A 17,394-nucleotide genomic window follows, 5' to 3' on the forward strand; every position below is an offset into this window, starting at 1 on the left:
GTCCACGATCGGTACCGCCAAGCGTCCGGGCGCTTCAGCCCGCCCGGACGCGGAATTTCCCCACAGAAGAGTATCTGAACGGATGATCCTGTTGCGCACTCTCGGCCTCATGCTGGTGTTCCTGGTGGCAAGCCTATTGCCGTCGAACGCAGCCGAAGCCGATCTGCGCGCCATCGTCGCCAAATTCGCCACGGGCACGGGCTTTGCCGCCACTGAGGCTGTGGTGCGCGAACTTGCCGCCACCGGCGATCCGCTGGTTGAACGGCCGCTTGCAGCCCTCGCCGAAGGCAATCTCTACATTCGTAAAGCCGATTCAGCCGTCTTCGTCGGCAGTGAGGCCGCCGACAGCGTCACGCTGCTCGACCCGCTGAGCGGCGAGAAAGCCGGCGACGCCGCCAAGGCCGACATCACCAAGATCAAGGTCAACAACACGCTGCGCCGTGTCATCCGAGATGCGCTGGGAACGCTGACGTTGCGCGCGAGAGATCCTTCTGTTCGCATCGCCGCCGCCGACACCATGTTCAAGACCCCCGATGCCGCCAATATCGAGCCGCTCGATGCAGCCATCGCCGCCGAGACCGACGCCAAGGTCAAGGCATTGTTCGAACAGGCGCGCGCGGCATCGGTGCTGGTCTCCGATAAGCCGGAGGCCGACAAGCTTGCCGCCATTGCCCTGATCGGCGCGCGCGGCGACCGCGACGCGGTCTCGCTGCTCACCGCGGTCGAGGCCAATGCGCAAGGCGCGGTCAAGGATGCCGCGACGGCGGCAATCGCCAGCATCAATTCGAGCCTGGCGCTGTGGGATGCCGGCCAGAACATATGGTACGGCATCTCGCTTGGCTCGGTGCTGCTGCTGGCCGCCATCGGCCTCGCCATCACCTTCGGCGTCATGGGCGTCATCAACATGGCGCATGGCGAGATGGTGATGCTCGGCGCCTACACCACCTTCGTCGTCCAGCAGGTGATCCGAACCTCATTCCCCGGCCTGTTCGACTGGTCGCTGGTGATCGCGCTGCCGCTCGCCTTCCTGGTTGCCGCTTCCGTCGGCCTGATCATCGAGCGCGGCGTCATCCGTTTCCTCTACGGCCGGCCGCTGGAAACGCTGCTCGCAACCTGGGGCGTCTCGCTTGTCCTGCAGCAGGCGGTGCGCTCGATCTTCGGACCGACCAACCAGGAGGTCGGCAACCCCTCCTGGATGTCGGGATCGTTCGATGTCGGCCAACTCGCCGTCACCTGGAACCGCCTCTGGATCCTGGTGTTCGCGCTCACCGTCTTCGGCGTGCTGCTCTTTGTTATGAAGCGCACGCCCTGGGGCCTTCAGATGCGCGCCGTCACCGCCAACCGCCGCATGGCCGCCTCGATGGGCATCAGGACGCCTTGGGTCGATGCGCTGACCTTTGCGCTCGGCTCCGGCATTGCCGGCATTGCCGGCGTCGCGCTCAGCCAGATCGACAATGTCTCGCCCAATCTCGGCCGCGGCTACATCATCGACAGCTTCATGGTCGTGGTCTTCGGCGGCGTCGGCAATCTCTGGGGCACGCTGGTCGGCGCCTTCTCGCTCGGCATCGTCAACAAGGTTCTCGAACCCTATGCTGGCGCGGTGCTCGGCAAGATCGTCGTGCTGGTGCTGATCATCCTGTTCATCCAGAAGCGCCCGCGCGGCCTGTTCGCGCTCAAGGGCAGGGCGGTGGAAACATGATCACGGGACGCTTCTTCGCCGCGGGTGCCGACCGTCGCATCGCCATCACTATTTTCATCCTGCTGACGGCCGCCATTATCGTGCCGCTGCTCAACCTCGCAGTGTCGCCGCAAAGCGCGTTCTATATTCCGTCCTACATCGTCGCGTTGACGGGCAAGTACCTCTGCTATGCATTGCTTGCCTTGGCGCTCGATCTCGTCTGGGGCTATTGCGGCATCCTCTCGCTCGGCCATGGCGCCTTCTTCGCCCTCGGCGGCTATGCGATGGGCATGTACCTCATGCGCCAGATCGGCTCGCGCGGCGTTTACGGCAATCCGATCCTGCCCGATTTCATGGTGTTCCTGAACTACAAGGAATTGCCCTGGTTCTGGACCGGTTTCGACCACTTCTGGTTCGCCGCCATCATGGTGCTGGCGGTGCCCGGCCTGCTCGCCTTCGTCTTCGGCTGGTTCGCCTTCCGCAGCCGCGTCACCGGCGTCTATCTCTCCATCATCACCCAGGCGATGACCTACGCGCTGCTGCTCGCCTTCTTCCGCAACGACATGGGTTTCGGCGGCAACAACGGCTTGACCGATTTCAAGGATATTCTGGGCTTCAACGTGCAGGCCGACGCCACCCGCTCGGCCCTGTTTGCCGCCAGCGCCATCATACTCGCGCTCGCCGTCTTCATCACCTGGGCGATCGTCGGCTCCAAATACGGCAAGCTGCTGATGGCGGTGCGCGACGCCGAGAGCCGCACCCGCTTCCTCGGCTGGCGGGCGGAGAACGTGAAGCTGTTTGCCTTCACCGTCTCGGCTGTCATGGCCGGCATCGCCGGCGCGCTCTATGTGCCGCAGGTCGGTATCATCAATCCCGGCGAATTCGAGCCATCCAATTCCATCGAAGTCGTGATCTGGGCAGCCGTCGGTGGGCGCGGCACCATTGTCGGCCCGATCGTCGGCGCGCTGCTGGTCAACGCCGGCAAATCCTGGTTCACCGGCCTGCTGCCGGAGTTCTGGCTGTTTGCGCTCGGCGGCCTGTTCGTCGCCGTAACCCTGTTCCTGCCCAAGGGCATCGTCGGCATGTGGGATTCCTGGCGCGGTAACGCTCGGGCGATGCGGGCTGCAGCGATTGCAGAGGAAGCGGGCACAGACCCTGATGCCCCGCCGCCATCGAAGATCGTGCGCAGCGCAGCAACAACGCCCGGTGCCTGGTCCGCGTCCGGGCCTGAACCGCAGCCGGCGGAATAGAGCGATGTCGAAGTCCAACACCATCCTCTATCTCGACGGCGTCTCGGTCTCCTTCGACGGTTTCCGCGCCATCAACAATCTGTCGCTGGTGCTCGACAAGGGCGAGATGCGCGCCATCATCGGTCCCAACGGCGCCGGCAAGACGACGATGATGGACATCGTCACCGGCAAGACCCGGCCCGACGAGGGCGAAGTGTTCTTCGACGGCCAGGTCGATCTGACCCGGCACGACGAGGCGGAGATCGCCATGATGGGCATCGGCCGCAAATTCCAGAAGCCGACCGTCTTCGAAAGCCACAGCGTCGAAGACAATGTGATGCTGGCGCTGAAGGGCCCGCGCTCGATCTTTCCGGCGCTGTTCCATCGCCGCTCGGCCGCCGAAGCCAGACAGATCGACGACATCCTCGGCATCATCCGGCTGGGCGACAAGCGCCACGATCTGGCAGCCAATCTCAGCCATGGCCAGAAACAGTGGCTGGAGATCGGCATGCTGCTGGCGCAGGACCCGAAGCTGCTTTTGGTTGACGAGCCGGTCGCAGGGATGACCGATGCCGAGACCGAGGAAACCGCGCGGCTGCTCAAGGACATAGCGCGCGAGCATTCGGTCATCGTCGTCGAGCACGACATGCATTTCGTGCGCGAACTCGGCGTCAAGGTCACCTGCCTGCATGAGGGCTCGGTGCTGTCGGAAGGCTCGCTCGATTTCGTCTCGGCCGACGAGCGGGTCGTCGAAGTTTATCTCGGGAGATGAGCATGGTCTGGCGGGTGCAATTCCATCGCTTCGACTTTTCGTTCCTCCGCTTCTGGAGAAGGCGCTGACATGCTCGAAGTTTCCAACGCCACGCTCCATTACGGCGCCGCCCAGGCGCTGCGCGGCGTGTCGCTGACGGCAGGTGCCGGCAAGATCACCTGCGTGCTCGGCCGCAACGGCGTCGGCAAGACCAGTTTGATGAGATCGATCGTCGGCCACCACCGGCTGACGAGCGGAAGCGTTGCCTTCGAGGGGAAGGCGCTCGACCGGAGCGCGGCGTATGACCGCGCCCGGTCGGGCATCGCATTCGTACCGCAGGGCAGGGAGATCTTTCCGCTGCTGACGGTGCGCGAAAACCTGGAGTCCGGCTTTGCGCCGTTGAAGCGCGCCGACCGCAACGTGCCGGCGCATGTCTTCGAACTGTTTCCGGTGCTGAAGCAGATGCTGGGGCGGCGCGGCGGCGATCTCTCAGGCGGCCAGCAGCAGCAGCTCGCCATCGGCCGGGCGCTCGTCATGCGGCCGAAACTGCTGGTGCTCGACGAGCCGACCGAAGGCATCCAGCCCTCGATCATCAAGGACATCGGCCGCGCGATCCGCTATTTGCGCGATCAGGCCGGCATTGCGGTGCTTCTGGTCGAGCAATATCTGGATTTCTGCCGCGAGCTCGCCGACGAGGTCAACATCATGGACCGCGGCCAGATCGTCCACACCGGCCCGGCCGAAGATCTCGACCGGGCGGACGTCAGGAAGTTTCTGACGGTTTAACGCAGGTCGACGGCTGCACGGATCGTACACGTCGAAGATTGGCTGAAATGCCCACAATCACTTCGTCATTCTAGGGCGGAGCCAAGGAGCGGAGCGACGCGCGCAGACCCCAGAATCCATGCCGCGACATCAGCCAAAGAGTGCCGCGATGCAGAACAAGATCGCTTCTGCGGCACATGGCCATTCCACATTCTGCACCGTTAATGACGCTTCTTCGTCCCGGCATGGATCCCTGGGTCTTCGCTCCGCTTCGCGTCGCTACGCCCAAGGATGATGAAGTCGCGAAGGTCCGCGCCCGTTGCGTCGGACTTTCGTCCGAGGCCGCCACCTCTGGCACGCCGAATACTGCATGCTAGTCTTTCCTAGGCCTCGGTGAGTCGGCCGCTTCCGTATCAGTCTGGTTCTGTAGCAGATCGAGGGAATATGCTGGCTCAGCCTGCAAGTTCCACGCAAGCAAGCCACCCTAGCTTCCCTCGCAGTTCTGATTGTCGGTCAATGCGTTCAGATAATCTTGCCAGGAGAATAGGGCTATGGAACGGTTCGTCGAGGACCACCAGAAACGACGGCTGACAGAGCGTGTCGACATCATTACCGCCATCAACATTCTGCGCTCGCAAGGCTACCAGCAGGATGAGCTGATCGGCGAAATCACCAAGGTTTTCTACGTCGACCTCGACACTTACAACGAGATCGTCATAGCGGCCTAAAAACGCCTCGCGCCTGAACGGCCTCATGCGACGCGCTTTAGGTTGTTGTTTTACGTGTGGTGAGGTTCAGGCCGGCTGAATATCAGCCAGCCTACCCGGCGCGCCGGAAGGCGAGCACACGATTGCGGCCGCCGCGCTTGGCGCCGTAAAGCGCCTTGTCGGCGGCGCTGAGCACCTTGTCGAATTTGGTGCCGCCCTCGCTGCCGAAGGCGTAGCCGGCGCTGACCGTGCAGGAGAGCAGGCGGGTCTCGGTATCGATCCGGCGCATGGCAAAACTGGCCCGGATGCGCTCGGCTATGAATTCCACCTTTTCAGGCAAGGTGCGATCGAGCACCAATGCAAATTCCTCTCCGCCCATGCGCGCGGCGACATCGCCTGGCTGGAGATTGGCGGTCAAATCCTTGGCGAACAGTTTCAGCACCTCGTCGCCGGTGGCATGGCCGAACTCGTCATTTATGGCCTTGAAGCCGTCGAGATCGAACACGATCACGGCGGTGAAGGACCGGACCGGCGTTTTGCCATGCAGGTCGAACAAAGCGCGCCGGTTGAGCAGGCCGGTCAGCGGATCGGTCAGCGCTTCGCGGCGATGATGCTGCGCCAGGCGTCCCTGGTTGAGCGCCAGCGAGAGCGCGCCGATGCCGGTCATGCAGGCGATGACGACGATGAGGCTGAAATCCTCGGCCCAGTTGCTCGGCGCATGGCCAAGCACCAGCCTGCCATCCCAGACAAGTGCACCGGAGCACAGCACGAAGGAAATTCCGGTGGCGGTGTAGAGCCCGGCAATGCCGAGGATAGGGGCAGGGAACTCCGTACGACCCTTCCAGTATTCATAGGCCGTCGCAAACAGGAGCAGCGCGGCAAAGGCATTCTCCAGCATGAAGCCCAGCCCGTCATAGCCAAGCGCCATCGGCGGCAAGGCGACTGCCAGCGAGACGCCGGCGCCGACAGCAATGCGGGGCAGCGGTGACCTCCCTGTCGTGAACTGATGGGCCGCGCCCAGCATGGTCGCGAAGCCGAGCAGCAGGAACGTGAAGCTGGCGAGGCCGAGCAGGCGTCCGGGCGCGTCGATATAGGCCTGGTAGGCGAAGACGTCGGCGACGATCAGAAGCACGCTGACGGCCCAGGTCAGCAGGAATTTTTCCGAGCGCGCGGTAAGCCAAATGCCGAACAGCGTCAGGCCGAGGCAAGCGGCGGAAAACCCGACAGCCAACAGAAGGGAACTGTAGTCGAGCGACATGCCCTCGTCCTTGCGCGCGGCGGCCGGCCTCTAGAAAGGACCCGCACCGGATTTATGCAGGATGGAGGTATCGATAAGGTTACGATGCGCATAAGCTATCACGCTTCGGTTCATCGTAGCAATTCTGGGTTGAAACCCTTTTCAAGGGAAAGCGCTGACCGCTTTCCCGGGAAAACCGTTCCACACTTTTCCTGGAATTGCTCCTAATGCATGTCGCCCAGAAGTGTGCCGCGGTTCTGGGACAACGGCATGCATCAAGACAAAGACTTAAATCGCGTCGTATGAATCCGTTTCAGCGCGACGCGCTTTAACCGATCAGCTCACGCGCTTCATCAGCGCCATGGCGCCGAACGGCGCGCGCACCTTGCCCTCGGTGATGAAGTAGACGAACACATCGCGCGGTTTCACCGGCGCGTCGAAAGTCGGATCGGCGCGCCGCAGATCGGCCGGCTGCTTGCCTTGCGCCCAGGTCTTCACCCGCGCTGCCCATTCGTCCAGGCCATTCGGCGTATAGCAATCCGGATTGTCGTCGCTGCCGGTCTGCAGCCGCGCATAGATAAAATCGCCGGTGATGTCGGCGATACCAGGATATTTGGCATGGTCGGCATAGACGATTGCCGCCTTGTATTTGCGCGCCAGGCCCACAAATTCCGGCACGCTGAAACTGTCGTTGCGCACTTCCAGCGCATGGCGCAGCGCCACGCCATCCTGCTTTTCCGGCAGCAGCTTCAGGAAGGCCTCGAAATCGTCGGCGTCGAACTTTTTCGTCGGCGCGAACTGCCACAGGATCGGGCCCAGCTTGTCGCCCAGCGCGGCAATGCCGGAGCCGAGGAAGCGCGTCATGGACTCGCCGGCTTCGCCAAGCACGCGGCGGTTGGTAACGAAGCGATTGCCCTTCAGCGAATAGACGAAACCCTTCGGCGCCTCGCCCGCCCATTTGACGAAGGTCGGCTCCTTGAAGCTGGAATAGTAGGTGCCGTTGACCTCGATGCTCGGTACCTGGCGGGTGGCGTAACTCAGCTGTTTGGCCTTGGAAAGCTTGTCCGGGTAGAAGGACGTATCCCAGGGTTCGAAAGTCCAGCCGCCCATCCCGGCGCGGATTGTTCCTTGGCTGATCATCGTCTTCCTCCCAGTTCTAAAAATGCGGTCAGGCTATTTTTCCAACCGGTTTGATCATGTCGACCACGGTCCATCCGGGACGGTGGGGATTGGCTCGGCGGCCCGTTTCGTGGAAGCCATAGGCCGTATAGATCTCGATGTTCCGCTCCATGCGCGAATTGGTGTAGAGCCGCACCTCCGGCACACCCCATAGCCGCGCCTGTTCCTGGGCGAAGTCGAGCAGCGCGGTGCCGAGTTTCCTGCCCTGGAAAGCGGGGGAGACCGCGACGCTGAAGATCATCGCATGATCGGGATGGCGCTCAATAACGATCAGCCCGGCGAGTTCCGCGCCGCTCTCCAAGAGCCAGACCTCGCCACGCTCGATGCGTGGCGCATAGTCCTCGGTGACTGGGAGCGGCGGCGCGCCTAACAGGGGCGTGTAGTGCTCATAGGCGGTCTGCGTCAGCGAGACGACTGCGTCGAGATCACCGGCAAGCGCCTGTCGGACTGTCATTCAAAGCTCTCCAGGCGCCCGACCGGTCTGTCAGTTACTCCGCCGCTTCGCGCTTGCCTCCGGGCCGCCGCTCCAAAAGCTCCTTCAGGAACTGGCCGGTGTAGCTGCGCTTTTCGCGCACGATGGCTTCCGGTGTGCCCTGTGCCACCAGTTCGCCACCGCCATCGCCGCCTTCGGGGCCGAGGTCGAGCACCCAGTCGGCGGTCTTGATGACTTCGAGATTGTGCTCGATGACCACCACCGTGTTGCCCTGGTCGACCAGTTCGTGAAGCACTTCCAGCAACTTGGCGACGTCGTGGAAGTGCAGGCCGGTGGTCGGCTCGTCGAGGATGTAGAGCGTCTTGCCGGTCGCCTTGCGCGACAATTCCTTGGCGAGCTTGATGCGCTGCGCCTCGCCGCCCGACAGCGTCGTCGCCTGCTGGCCGATATGGATGTAGCCGAGGCCGACCTGCTTCAGCGTCTCCAGCTTGTCGCGCACCCCGGGCACGGCGGCAAAGAAATCGACGCCTTCCTCGACCGTCATGTCCAGGACGTCCGCGATCGACTTGCCCTTGAACACGACATCCAGCGTCTCGCGGTTGTAGCGCTTGCCGTGGCAGACGTCGCACGTGACGTAGACGTCGGGCAGGAAGTGCATCTCGATCTTGATGACGCCGTCGCCCTGGCAGGCCTCGCAGCGGCCGCCCTTCACGTTGAAGGAGAAGCGGCCCGGCTGATAGCCGCGGGCCTTGGCCTCGGGCAACCCGGCAAACCAGTCGCGGATCGGTGTGAAGGCGCCGGTGTAGGTGGCCGGGTTCGAACGCGGTGTGCGGCCGATCGGCGACTGGTCGATGTCGATGACCTTGTCGAGGAATTCGAGGCCCTCGATGCGGTCGTGATCGGCCGGATGCTCGCGCGAGCCCATGATGCGGCGCGACGCCGCCTTGAACAGCGTCTCGATCAGGAAGGTCGATTTGCCGCCGCCAGACACGCCGGTGACGGCGGTAAAAGTGCCGAGCGGGATTTCGGCAGTGACGTTCTTGAGATTGTTGCCGCGCGCGCCGACGATCTTCAGCCGGCGGTTTTTCTTGGCCTCGCGCCTGACACCGGGCGTGGCGACTTCGAGCGCGCCCGACAGATATTTACCGGTGATCGAGTTGGGATTGGCCATCACCTGCTGCGGCGTGCCCTGGGCGATGATCTCGCCGCCATGAATGCCGGCGGCCGGACCCATGTCTACGACATAATCGGCATGCAGGATGGCGTCCTCGTCATGCTCGACGACGATCACCGTGTTGCCGATGTCGCGCAGATGCTTGAGCGTGTCGAGCAGGCGGGCATTGTCGCGCTGGTGCAGGCCGATCGACGGCTCGTCCAGCACATAGAGCACGCCGGTGAGGCCGGAGCCGATCTGCGACGCCAGCCTTATGCGCTGGCTCTCGCCGCCCGACAGCGTGCCGGAATTGCGCGACAGCGTCAGATAGTCGAGGCCGACATCGTTGAGGAAGCGCAGGCGGTCACGGATTTCCTTGAGAACGCGCACCGCGATCTCGTTCTGCTGGTCGTTGAGATGTGGCGGCAGTTCGGTGAACCACTGGTCGGCCTTGCGGATCGACAGCTCTGTGACTTCGCCGATATGCTTGCCGGCGATCTTCACCGCCAGCGCTTCCGGCTTCAGCCGGTATCCCTTGCAGACCGGGCAGGGCGTCGCCGACATGAAGCGCTCGATCTCCTCGCGCATCCAGGCGGATTCGGTTTCCTTCCACCGCCGTTCGAGATTGGGAATGACGCCCTCGAACGTCTTGGTGGTCTTGTAGGAGCGCAGGCCGTCATCATATTGGAAGGTGACCTCGCGCTCGCCGGTGCCGCGCAGGACGGCTTCCTTGGCCTCTTCGGTCAGGTCTTTGAACTTGTCGCCGAGCTTGAAGCCGTATGCCTTGCCCAGCGCTTCCAGCGTCTGCGCATAATAGGGCGAGGTCGATTTCGCCCACGGGCTGACGGCGCCGTCGCGCAGCGAGACGTTTTCGTCCGGCACGATCAGGCTGGCGTCGATGGCGCGCTGATTGCCGAGGCCGTCGCAGGTCGGGCAGGCGCCGAACGGGTTGTTGAACGAGAACAGCCTGGGCTCGATCTCCGGAATGGTGAAGCCGGAAACCGGGCAGGCGAATTTTTCCGAGAACAGGATGCGCTCATGCGTCTCGTTCTTCGATTTGTTGACCGAGTCCTCGCCGGTCTGGCTGGCGTCGAGCGGCCGGTCGGCGAACTCGGCCACCGCCAGCCCTTCGGCGAGCTTCAGCGCCGTTTCGATGGAATCGGCAAGCCGTGTCGCCAGGTCGCCGCGCACGACGATGCGGTCGACGACGACGTCGATGTCGTGCTTGTACTTCTTGTCCAACGCCGGCACATCGGCGATCTCATAGAAGACGCCGTCGACCTTGACGCGCTGAAAGCCCTTCTTCTGCAGCTCCAGCAGTTCCTTGCGATACTCGCCCTTGCGGCCGCGCACGATCGGCGCCAGCAGGAAAAGGCGCGTGCCTTCCTCGACCGCCAGCACCCGGTCGACCATCTGTGAAACCGTCTGGCTCTCGATCGGCAGGCCGGTCGCCGGCGAATAGGGGATGCCGACGCGCGCGAACAGCAAGCGCATGTAGTCGTAGATCTCGGTGACGGTGCCGACCGTCGAACGCGGGTTCTTCGACGTGGTCTTCTGCTCGATCGAGATGGCCGGCGACAGGCCGTCGATCTGGTCGACATCCGGCTTCTGCATCATTTCGAGGAACTGGCGCGCATAAGCCGACAGGCTCTCGACGTAACGGCGCTGGCCCTCGGCATAGATGGTGTCGAAAGCAAGCGACGATTTGCCGGAGCCCGACAGGCCGGTCATGACGATCAGGCTGTCACGCGGCAGGTCGAGATCGACATTCTTTAGGTTGTGTTCGCGTGCCCCGCGAATGGAAAGGTATTTATGGTCGGCCATCGCCGGTCGCCGCCTCAGGTCTGGTGTCAGTGGGATCGGCGGGTTTTCCCGGCCATTCCCTATGTAGGTATTTTTGCCGCCACGTCGAGAGACGCCACACTTCTCGACCAAAGCCGTTTAACCGTCTTTCGCGCGAACGGGCAAGCGGAAAGAACAAAGACCGAACACGCTCCTGACAACGCTGTGCAGAAACTGACAAGGGTGTTTCAGAAACTGACCCTGACGTAAGCTCCCGACGATCACATTTTCCGTAACCGGCTATTCAAGGTTGACGCCGTCGAATCAGGGGCGCACTCTGCCGGAGTCAACGGAGCCGGCCGTCTTTGATGGCCTCGCCGCCCATAGCGGCCTGCGAGACGCCGCAGGTTTTTGCGATTTGTGCTTCGGATTGACACCAGTCGCAACGGACATAGGAGCGGAGCATGACGCCACCGGATAGTCCCTTGAGGCTCCACCTGCTAGTGGAGCCGCGGCGGGCATAAGTGCCAGGTAGTTTCAAGGCATTGGAGTGTATGCGTCCAAACGAACGCATCGCGTCAGTCCAACAAACCACCAGACAAACCGTGACCTGCCGAATCCCACAAAAATCAGAGACGGCTAGTCGGATCGTCGGCTGAATGCCGCGAAGCATCCGAAATCAAAGTCGGTATAACACTACCGGCAGTTTGGATTTGGAATCCAAAAAAAGCCCCGACCGTTAGCGGAAGCAACGGCGGGGCTGTTCTTTTGCGAGGAAGTCGTCGGCGCAGGCTTTCTCTCCCGTATAGTAGCTGGGAGAAGGGGCTACCGGCGCGGCGGCTTGATCCCACCCGTGCCGACATCGACAGTGATGCTGCCGGAAATCCTGACATCGGTGTCGCCGATCTTGAACGTGCCGTTCTCGACGGCAGGCAGCGCGTCGTCCGGCTCCGGCTGCGGCGCGGGCTTGGCGATGCGGTAGTCGCCGGCCACGCCGGGCAGGGCGCCTTTCCGCGACGTGCTGGTGCTGCCCCCGGCAAAGGCCATGCTCGATGTCGCCGCCGTGATGGCAATGGCTATGGTCAGTCTGTTCAGGTGGTAGCGCATGGCAAGACTATAGTGCCGCGCTCAAGGCGAGGCCAGACCAGCGGCGTTGAAATTGAGGGAACACCGGCCTGCATTCAATCCGCCGATCAGGCCGCTGCCTGCTTGCGGGTGTCGAAGACGTGGTCGACGAGGCCCCAGTCCTTGGCCTCCTTCGCGGTCATGAAGAAATCGCGGTCGAGTGTGCGTTCGACCTCTTCGTGGGTGCGGCCGCAATGGTGAGCGTAGAGGTCGGCCATGTGCCGCTTGGTGCGCAAAATGCCTTCGGCATGGCGCTGGATGTCGGAGGCCTGGCCCTGGAAGCCGCCCAGAGGCTGGTGCAGCACGATGCTGGCATTGGGCAGCGCGATGCGCCGCCCCGGCGTTCCCGCCATCAGCAGGAAGGAGGCCATCGACGCGGCAAAGCCCATGCACACGGTCGACACCGGGCAGCTGACATATTGCATCGTGTCGTAGATGGCGAAGCCGCTGGTCACCACGCCGCCCGGCGAGTTGATGTAGAGCGAGATCTCCTTGTCGGGATTGTCCGATTCCAGCGACAGGAGCTGGGCGCAGACCAGCGCCGACATGCCGTCATTGATCTCGCCATTGACGAAGATGATGCGCTCGCGCAGCAGCCGCGAGAAAATGTCGAAGGCACGTTCGCCGCGGCTCGATTGCTCGATCACCATCGGCACCAGATTGGCAAAGCCGCTCATCTCATTGTCTCCGTTTTGATTTTTCCGGGTCAGGCAGCGCGCAGCAACAGGCGTGGCGCGTTGGCGGCGACAGGCGGTTTGGGCTTGTATGCGCGCAGCCAGAGCCGGCAGCCGGCGCCGGCCATCGCGACCGCAGGCGTCAGGACAAACCCGTCATGGACGATGCGCAGATGCGTGCCGCCGGAAACGGTGCGGGCGAGTGTGAAGGTGACGATGCTCTCCAGCTCCTCGCGGTTGGCGTCGCCGGAACGCTCGCGCCAGGAATAGCGCAGCAGGCGCCCCGGTTCGGCATCGAGCACTTCGCACTCGATCGGCTTCTCAGGCCCGGCAAAGGCAAAGCGGCTGCCGGTTTCCGGATTGATGTCGTTCGGCATCATCCATTCCGCCAAGAGGTCCGGCACGGTCAGTGCCCGCCACACTTTTTCCGGTGCGTCCGGCAGATCGCATTCGAAGGCGAGGGCATCCTTGGCGGTCTGCGTCTGCTTTTCGTCGGTCATTGGTCCATGTCCTTCAAAACGGCCTTCAGTCTTTCGATGCGCTCCGGCCAGAATGCGCGGTAGCGTTCGATCCAGCCGAGCAGCGGCTCGAGCCCTTGCGGATCGGCGCGATAGTAGGCGTTGCGGCCGGCGCGTCTTTCGCTGACCAGGCCTGCGCCGCGCAGCACGGCAAGGTGCTGCGACACCGCCGGCTGCGACACGCTCATGCCGGTGCGCAACTCCGACACGCTCATCTCGCCGGAAGTCAGCCGCTCGTAGACGGCGCGTCGCGTCGGGTCGGCCAGGGCGCGAAAAATCTCTGCTTCGATCATGGCAAAAGCATAAGTCGATACTTATCGATTTGGCAAGGGGTGTTTTGAATGCCGCGTATTGATTGGATCCTGCCGGGCCTCTAAGCCGTGGGGAACAAGATGGGCCGATCATCGCGAGGCAGGAGTAGTATTTATGAATTCCAACGTCGATCTTTCGTCCGCCGAGAACCTCAACGAGGCTCTGAGGCTCTATCGCCGCCTCGTACTCGGTATAGGAGCGATCGCCGTCATCGGTTTCGTGGCCGTGATCTTGTTGGCCAAGCTGGGTACGGCGCTATCCCCGCCATACGGGATTTACATCTTCGGCGAAGGATTGGGGACCTGGGGCCTGATCGCGGTGGTAGCGGCGCTCGTCGCTCAGGTGTGGTGGCACGGGCGCGCGATCGGGAAATTGCTGAATGACCCGGCTCTGAAATCTGAACCTGCAGTCGGGCTGATGTCGGCGCCAACCGTGATCGCACAGCGCGCCCATGGCATGGGCATGGAGTGGAGCGGCTTTTTCGGTCCGTTGCCACCAGCTAAAAAACGGCGCTGACGACACCGCTTCTCGCCCCTGCGTGTCAGCTAAATCCACGCGCCCGCGTCGGCGATTGCTGCCATTCCTTGACAATCCGTGGTTAACAGTATAGGAACGAAAAGGGAACAAAAACCTTGTGGGAAAAGCCAGCCGCGGCAAGCCAGGATTGTGCGCGGCCTGTAAGGTGAACGACTTGAAATTTGTTTCGGATGAGCACGGAGAAGTGTCATGGCGGGTAGCGTCAACAAGGTCATTCTGGTCGGTAACCTCGGCGCGGACCCTGAAATCCGCCGCCTGAATTCCGGTGATCCGGTCGTCAACATCCGCATCGCCACGTCGGAAAGCTGGCGCGACAAGAACTCCGGCGAGCGCAAGGAAAAGACCGAATGGCACAACGTGGTCATTTTCAATGACCAGATCGCCAAGGTCGCCGAGCAGTACCTGAAGAAGGGCATGAAGGTTTACGTCGAAGGCCAGCTGCAGACACGCAAATGGCAAGACCAGACCGGCGCCGACAAGTACACGACCGAAGTCGTGCTGCAGAAATTCCGCGGCGAGCTGCAGATGCTCGATTCTCGCGGCGAGGGCGGCGGTCAGGTCGGCAACTATGCCGGCGGCGGCGCGAGCCGTGGCTCGGATTTCGGCCAGTCTGGCCCCAATGAGAGCTTCAACCGCGGCGGCAATAGCGGTGGCGGCGGTTCCAAGGGCGGCGGTGGCGGCGGCTCGTCGCGCGAACTGGACGACGAAATCCCGTTCTGAGCTGACGATAGTCAGCGATATCTGAGGAGAGGGTGCGATGTCGCTCGGACCGCTTCTATCGGCGCGCCCTCCCATTCCATGGCACGCCTTCGCGGCCCTTGCCGCGCTGGCCGTTGGCGCTACGCAACTGGCGCTGCCGAAAGGCACGACGCGTCATCGTGTCGTCGGCTATGCCTGGGCGGCGCTGATGATGGTCGTCGCCATCTCCAGTTTCTGGATCCAGCAGATACGCCTCGTCGGTCCGTTCAGCCCGATCCATCTCTTGTCGATTTTAGTGTTGATCGCCGTGCCGCTTGCGGTCTGGCACGCGCATATGCATCGGGTCGCCAAACATCGCAGGGTGATGATATCGCTGTATGTTTTCGCCCTGATCGGCGCCGGCGTGTTCACGCTGCTGCCGGGGCGGATCATGCACACGGTCGTCTTCGGCCAGTGACGCTTTCTGAAAGGAAGATTGCCGTGAAAGCACGGATTAAATGGGTCGAGGAGCGCACCTTCGTCGGCGAGTCCGGCAGCGGCCACAAACTGGTGCTGGGGACCGCCCCCGGGCCGGAAGGCAAGACGCCAGGTCCGAGCCCAATGGAGCTGGTGCTGATCGGCACCGGCGGCTGCTCGGCCTATGATGTCGTCCACATCCTCGAAAAAGGCCGCGAGGCGATCGAGGACTGTGTTGTAGAACTCGACGCCGACCGGGCCGAAACCGACCCCAAAGTCTTCACCCGCATCCATATGCATTTCATCGTCACGGGCCACGCGCTGTCGCGCGACAAGGTCCAGCGCGCCATCAACCTGTCGATCGAGAAATACTGCTCGGCGTCGGCCATGCTGGCCAAGACGGCTGTCATCACTCACGATTTCGAGGTCGTCGATACGGCGGTGGAGTAGGGGCTGCCGCTTACCCCGCCATCAGCGCCTTGATGCCATCCGCGACGAACTGAACCGCAAGCGCGGCCAGGATGACGCCGAGCAGGCGGGTTAGGATCGAGCGGCCGGTCTGGCCGAGGATGCGGTCGATGCGCTCCGACAGCACGAACACCAGATAGGTGATGGCAAGGCAGACGAAGATGATGCCGACCAGCGCCGCTTGTGCTGCAAAACCCTGAAACGAGCCCGACAGTAGCACAGTCGCCGAAATCGCACCGGGGCCGGCGATCAGCGGGATCGCCAGCGGGAAGGCCGCGATGTTGTGGATCATGTCCTTGGTGATGGCGACGTCGCCGATCTTCTCCTTGCGATCTTGGCGGCGCTCGAACACCATTTCGAAAGCGATGAAGAACAGCAAAAACCCGCCGGCGACACGGAAAGCCGGCAGCGTGATGCCGAACACCGACAGGATGGACGCCCCGGCCACCGCAAACAGCGCCATCACGAGGAAGCCGATGATCGAGGCGCGCACCGAAACCTGCTGACGTTCCTCGCGGTTCATGCCGCGTGTCACCGCGAGGAAGAGCGGCGCGAGACCTGGCGGGTCGATGGTCACCAGAATGGTGACGAAGGCGTTGAACAGGCTGTCGAAACTCGGCATCGCTGACCCCTCCCGCCGGGCCGGACCCCTGCGCCACCATAGTGGTAGAGCAAAGCCCGACCGGTGGGAACCGTCTGACATGGCGATACCGGAGACGGCGTCAGTGTTAGGCGGCAGCGTTGCAATAGGCCTCCCGGCGATAGCCGTCGGGATCGACGACGAAGGCAGCGTAATAGTTCTCGCCATATTCGGCGCGCAGGCCCGGCGCGCCATTGTCGCTGCCGCCTGCACGCAAGGCGGCGGCATGGAAGGCAACGACACTCTGCCTCGTCGGCGCGGTAAAGCAGAAATGCAGACCGGACTTCTCGTCCGATGACACTGGCCGCTCCGCGTCGTTCACCCACAGCGCCACGGTTTGCGCACCATAACCCAGTGAGCCTGGCGACTGGCTGAGGCAGGAATAACCGAGCGGCTTTAGCGCGGCATCGTAGAAGGGCTTCGAAAAATTGGTGTCGCGGACGCCGATCGAGACATGGTCAAGCATGTTTTTTCACCTTTTTTGCAATATGTTGCGTCATCAGTTCCTGGGCGACGCGGCGCGCCAGGAACTCGACTTCGAGACGCCATGTCTTGCCATCGTCGTGCGAACGCTCGCCGAGCCAGCGGAAGCTGTCTTTGGTGATGCGCGAAAAGCTCCAGCGGACCGAGGAACCAGTGCCGTCGGCGCCGACCTGCACAATTGTGTCGCCTTCGGCGCGACCAAGCTGGCGGCTGTAGTATTGGTTTCGCGGGTCGCTCCAGAAGATGTGCCAGGCATCCGAGCCGGGATCATAGGCCCGCAGCGTTGTGCCATTGAAAGTCCATTTGCCGAGCGAGGGCGAGGGGCCGGCATCCCGCGCGGGCAGGATCCATACGTCCTGGATCGCCCTGCCTTCCAGGACCCAGCCGAAATGCACCTCGCCGCGTCCGGTGAGAACCGTGCCGTCCTCGAGATGGCGCGTGGCATCGAATGTCCAGGCGCCGACGAAGCGGCCGTAGAGATCCAGCTTTTCAGCCAGGCCGGGATTGGGGCCGTCGCTGTGGAGCGCTTCGGCAAAGGAGGATGTACCGCTCATACTTGCTGCCTTCG

General features: G+C 62.8%; 20 protein-coding genes. 9 read left to right on the forward strand and 11 right to left on the reverse strand.

From position 1 onward, the window contains the following. The first annotated feature begins 82 nt into the window (after positions 1 to 82). From urtB to NKI88_RS01865, 5 genes are all read left to right on the forward strand, one after another. On the forward strand, positions 83 to 1,699 hold the full coding sequence (gene urtB, locus NKI88_RS01845) for an urea ABC transporter permease subunit UrtB (protein ID WP_023742498.1): 1,617 nt from the start codon (positions 83 to 85) through the stop codon (positions 1,697 to 1,699). Next, the gene (urtC, locus tag NKI88_RS01850) at positions 1,696 to 2,928 is read left to right on the forward strand and encodes an urea ABC transporter permease subunit UrtC (protein ID WP_023670933.1); all 1,233 of its coding nucleotides are present in this window, start codon (positions 1,696 to 1,698) and stop codon (positions 2,926 to 2,928) included. Before urtB ends, urtC begins: the two co-directional genes overlap by 4 nt. Positions 2,929 to 2,932: 4 nt before the next feature. Further along, a complete protein-coding gene (gene urtD / locus NKI88_RS01855; RefSeq protein WP_023730167.1) occupies positions 2,933 to 3,679 on the forward strand; it encodes an urea ABC transporter ATP-binding protein UrtD in 747 nt (248 codons plus the stop codon). Positions 3,680 to 3,748: 69 nt separating this feature from the next. Then, on the forward strand, positions 3,749 to 4,444 hold the full coding sequence (urtE, locus tag NKI88_RS01860) for an urea ABC transporter ATP-binding subunit UrtE (RefSeq protein WP_023688639.1): 696 nt from the start codon (positions 3,749 to 3,751) through the stop codon (positions 4,442 to 4,444). A gap of 530 nt (positions 4,445 to 4,974) precedes the next feature. After that, a complete protein-coding gene (locus NKI88_RS01865) occupies positions 4,975 to 5,151 on the forward strand; it encodes a hypothetical protein (protein ID WP_023670936.1) in 177 nt (58 codons plus the stop codon). A 91-nt stretch (positions 5,152 to 5,242) separates the two neighbouring features. Here the strand turns inward: NKI88_RS01865 and NKI88_RS01870 are convergent, their stop codons facing one another. The 8 genes from NKI88_RS01870 to NKI88_RS01905 form a co-directional block, all read right to left on the reverse strand. Then, a complete protein-coding gene (locus tag NKI88_RS01870; protein WP_023742497.1) occupies positions 5,243 to 6,388 on the reverse strand; it encodes a GGDEF domain-containing protein in 1,146 nt (381 codons plus the stop codon). A 315-nt stretch (positions 6,389 to 6,703) separates the two neighbouring features. Continuing rightward, positions 6,704 to 7,507: a DUF72 domain-containing protein gene (locus NKI88_RS01875; protein ID WP_352653613.1), complete on the reverse strand. Its 804-nt coding sequence runs from the start codon at positions 7,505 to 7,507 to the stop codon at positions 6,704 to 6,706. 28 nt (positions 7,508 to 7,535) lie between these two features. Further along, positions 7,536 to 8,000 carry a GNAT family N-acetyltransferase gene (locus tag NKI88_RS01880; RefSeq protein ID WP_023706185.1) on the reverse strand — a complete coding sequence of 155 codons (465 nt, stop codon included), beginning with the start codon at positions 7,998 to 8,000 and terminating at the stop codon, positions 7,536 to 7,538. Positions 8,001 to 8,034: 34 nt separating this feature from the next. Next, positions 8,035 to 10,956: an excinuclease ABC subunit UvrA gene (gene uvrA, locus NKI88_RS01885; protein ID WP_023736557.1), complete on the reverse strand. Its 2,922-nt coding sequence runs from the start codon at positions 10,954 to 10,956 to the stop codon at positions 8,035 to 8,037. A 783-nt stretch (positions 10,957 to 11,739) separates the two neighbouring features. Beyond that, positions 11,740 to 11,961, reverse strand: a complete 222-nt coding sequence (locus tag NKI88_RS01890) for a hypothetical protein (RefSeq protein WP_245261915.1) — start codon at positions 11,959 to 11,961, stop codon at positions 11,740 to 11,742. 146 nt (positions 11,962 to 12,107) lie between these two features. Beyond that, complete coding sequence (locus NKI88_RS01895; RefSeq protein ID WP_023684630.1) at positions 12,108 to 12,716, reverse strand: ATP-dependent Clp protease proteolytic subunit; 609 nt, start codon at positions 12,714 to 12,716, stop codon at positions 12,108 to 12,110. A 29-nt stretch (positions 12,717 to 12,745) separates the two neighbouring features. Continuing rightward, positions 12,746 to 13,213 (reverse strand): SRPBCC family protein, encoded by a 468-nt coding sequence (locus tag NKI88_RS01900; RefSeq protein WP_023696505.1) that lies wholly within the window; start codon positions 13,211 to 13,213, stop codon positions 12,746 to 12,748. Further along, entirely contained in the window at positions 13,210 to 13,524 is a 315-nt protein-coding gene (locus NKI88_RS01905; RefSeq protein ID WP_023670944.1) for an ArsR/SmtB family transcription factor, read from the reverse strand. The genes NKI88_RS01900 and NKI88_RS01905 overlap by 4 nt, the downstream gene beginning before the upstream one ends. Before the next feature lie 133 nt (positions 13,525 to 13,657). Here NKI88_RS01905 and NKI88_RS01910 point away from each other — a divergent pair, with 133 nt between their 5' ends. The 4 genes from NKI88_RS01910 (at position 13,658) to NKI88_RS01925 (ending at position 15,685) form a co-directional block, all read left to right on the forward strand. Further along, positions 13,658 to 14,059, forward strand: a complete 402-nt coding sequence (locus NKI88_RS01910) for a hypothetical protein (protein ID WP_023815803.1) — start codon at positions 13,658 to 13,660, stop codon at positions 14,057 to 14,059. 210 nt (positions 14,060 to 14,269) lie between these two features. Then, entirely contained in the window at positions 14,270 to 14,800 is a 531-nt protein-coding gene (gene ssb / locus NKI88_RS01915; protein ID WP_023715842.1) for a single-stranded DNA-binding protein, read from the forward strand. Between the two features lie 37 nt (positions 14,801 to 14,837). Next, positions 14,838 to 15,236, forward strand: coding sequence for a DUF2306 domain-containing protein (locus NKI88_RS01920; protein WP_023726685.1), 399 nt, complete (start codon positions 14,838 to 14,840; stop codon positions 15,234 to 15,236). A 23-nt stretch (positions 15,237 to 15,259) separates the two neighbouring features. Next, the gene (locus NKI88_RS01925) at positions 15,260 to 15,685 is read left to right on the forward strand and encodes an OsmC family protein (protein WP_023706191.1); all 426 of its coding nucleotides are present in this window, start codon (positions 15,260 to 15,262) and stop codon (positions 15,683 to 15,685) included. Positions 15,686 to 15,695: 10 nt separating this feature from the next. On the opposite strand, the gene NKI88_RS01930 is transcribed toward NKI88_RS01925, so the two are convergent. The 3 genes from NKI88_RS01930 to NKI88_RS01940 form a co-directional block, all read right to left on the reverse strand. Next, complete coding sequence (locus NKI88_RS01930; protein WP_023670949.1) at positions 15,696 to 16,325, reverse strand: MarC family protein; 630 nt, start codon at positions 16,323 to 16,325, stop codon at positions 15,696 to 15,698. Positions 16,326 to 16,431: 106 nt separating this feature from the next. Then, positions 16,432 to 16,809: a VOC family protein gene (locus NKI88_RS01935; RefSeq protein ID WP_023815801.1), complete on the reverse strand. Its 378-nt coding sequence runs from the start codon at positions 16,807 to 16,809 to the stop codon at positions 16,432 to 16,434. Beyond that, a complete protein-coding gene (locus tag NKI88_RS01940) occupies positions 16,802 to 17,380 on the reverse strand; it encodes a hypothetical protein (RefSeq protein ID WP_023815800.1) in 579 nt (192 codons plus the stop codon). The genes NKI88_RS01935 and NKI88_RS01940 overlap by 8 nt, the downstream gene beginning before the upstream one ends. Positions 17,381 to 17,394: the final 14 nt, after the last annotated feature.

The sequence above is a fragment of the Mesorhizobium sp. M0317 genome, from assembly GCF_040321555.1.
Taxonomy (GTDB): domain Bacteria; phylum Pseudomonadota; class Alphaproteobacteria; order Rhizobiales; family Rhizobiaceae; genus Mesorhizobium.

Bases quoted from the DNA above. Each gene is read 5' to 3' on its own strand.
- uvrA (WP_023736557.1), bottom strand. From the start codon at position 10,956: ATGGCCGACCATAAATACCTTTCCATTCGCGGGGCACGCGAACACAAC.
- NKI88_RS01905 (WP_023670944.1), bottom strand. From the start codon at position 13,524: ATGATCGAAGCAGAGATTTTTCGCGCCCTGGCCGACCCGACGCGACGC.
- NKI88_RS01895 (WP_023684630.1), bottom strand. From the start codon at position 12,716: ATGAGCGGCTTTGCCAATCTGGTGCCGATGGTGATCGAGCAATCGAGC.
- NKI88_RS01890 (WP_245261915.1), bottom strand. From the start codon at position 11,961: ATGGCCTTTGCCGGGGGCAGCACCAGCACGTCGCGGAAAGGCGCCCTG.
- NKI88_RS01875 (WP_352653613.1), bottom strand. From the start codon at position 7,507: ATGATCAGCCAAGGAACAATCCGCGCCGGGATGGGCGGCTGGACTTTC.
- NKI88_RS01940 (WP_023815800.1), bottom strand. From the start codon at position 17,380: ATGAGCGGTACATCCTCCTTTGCCGAAGCGCTCCACAGCGACGGCCCC.
- NKI88_RS01930 (WP_023670949.1), bottom strand. From the start codon at position 16,325: ATGCCGAGTTTCGACAGCCTGTTCAACGCCTTCGTCACCATTCTGGTG.
- NKI88_RS01935 (WP_023815801.1), bottom strand. From the start codon at position 16,809: ATGCTTGACCATGTCTCGATCGGCGTCCGCGACACCAATTTTTCGAAG.
- urtC (WP_023670933.1), top strand. From the start codon at position 1,696: ATGATCACGGGACGCTTCTTCGCCGCGGGTGCCGACCGTCGCATCGCC.
- urtB (WP_023742498.1), top strand. From the start codon at position 83: ATGATCCTGTTGCGCACTCTCGGCCTCATGCTGGTGTTCCTGGTGGCA.
- NKI88_RS01880 (WP_023706185.1), bottom strand. From the start codon at position 8,000: ATGACAGTCCGACAGGCGCTTGCCGGTGATCTCGACGCAGTCGTCTCG.
- ssb (WP_023715842.1), top strand. From the start codon at position 14,270: ATGGCGGGTAGCGTCAACAAGGTCATTCTGGTCGGTAACCTCGGCGCG.
- NKI88_RS01920 (WP_023726685.1), top strand. From the start codon at position 14,838: ATGTCGCTCGGACCGCTTCTATCGGCGCGCCCTCCCATTCCATGGCAC.
- NKI88_RS01910 (WP_023815803.1), top strand. From the start codon at position 13,658: ATGAATTCCAACGTCGATCTTTCGTCCGCCGAGAACCTCAACGAGGCT.
- NKI88_RS01900 (WP_023696505.1), bottom strand. From the start codon at position 13,213: ATGACCGACGAAAAGCAGACGCAGACCGCCAAGGATGCCCTCGCCTTC.
- NKI88_RS01865 (WP_023670936.1), top strand. From the start codon at position 4,975: ATGGAACGGTTCGTCGAGGACCACCAGAAACGACGGCTGACAGAGCGT.
- NKI88_RS01870 (WP_023742497.1), bottom strand. From the start codon at position 6,388: ATGTCGCTCGACTACAGTTCCCTTCTGTTGGCTGTCGGGTTTTCCGCC.
- urtD (WP_023730167.1), top strand. From the start codon at position 2,933: ATGTCGAAGTCCAACACCATCCTCTATCTCGACGGCGTCTCGGTCTCC.
- urtE (WP_023688639.1), top strand. From the start codon at position 3,749: ATGCTCGAAGTTTCCAACGCCACGCTCCATTACGGCGCCGCCCAGGCG.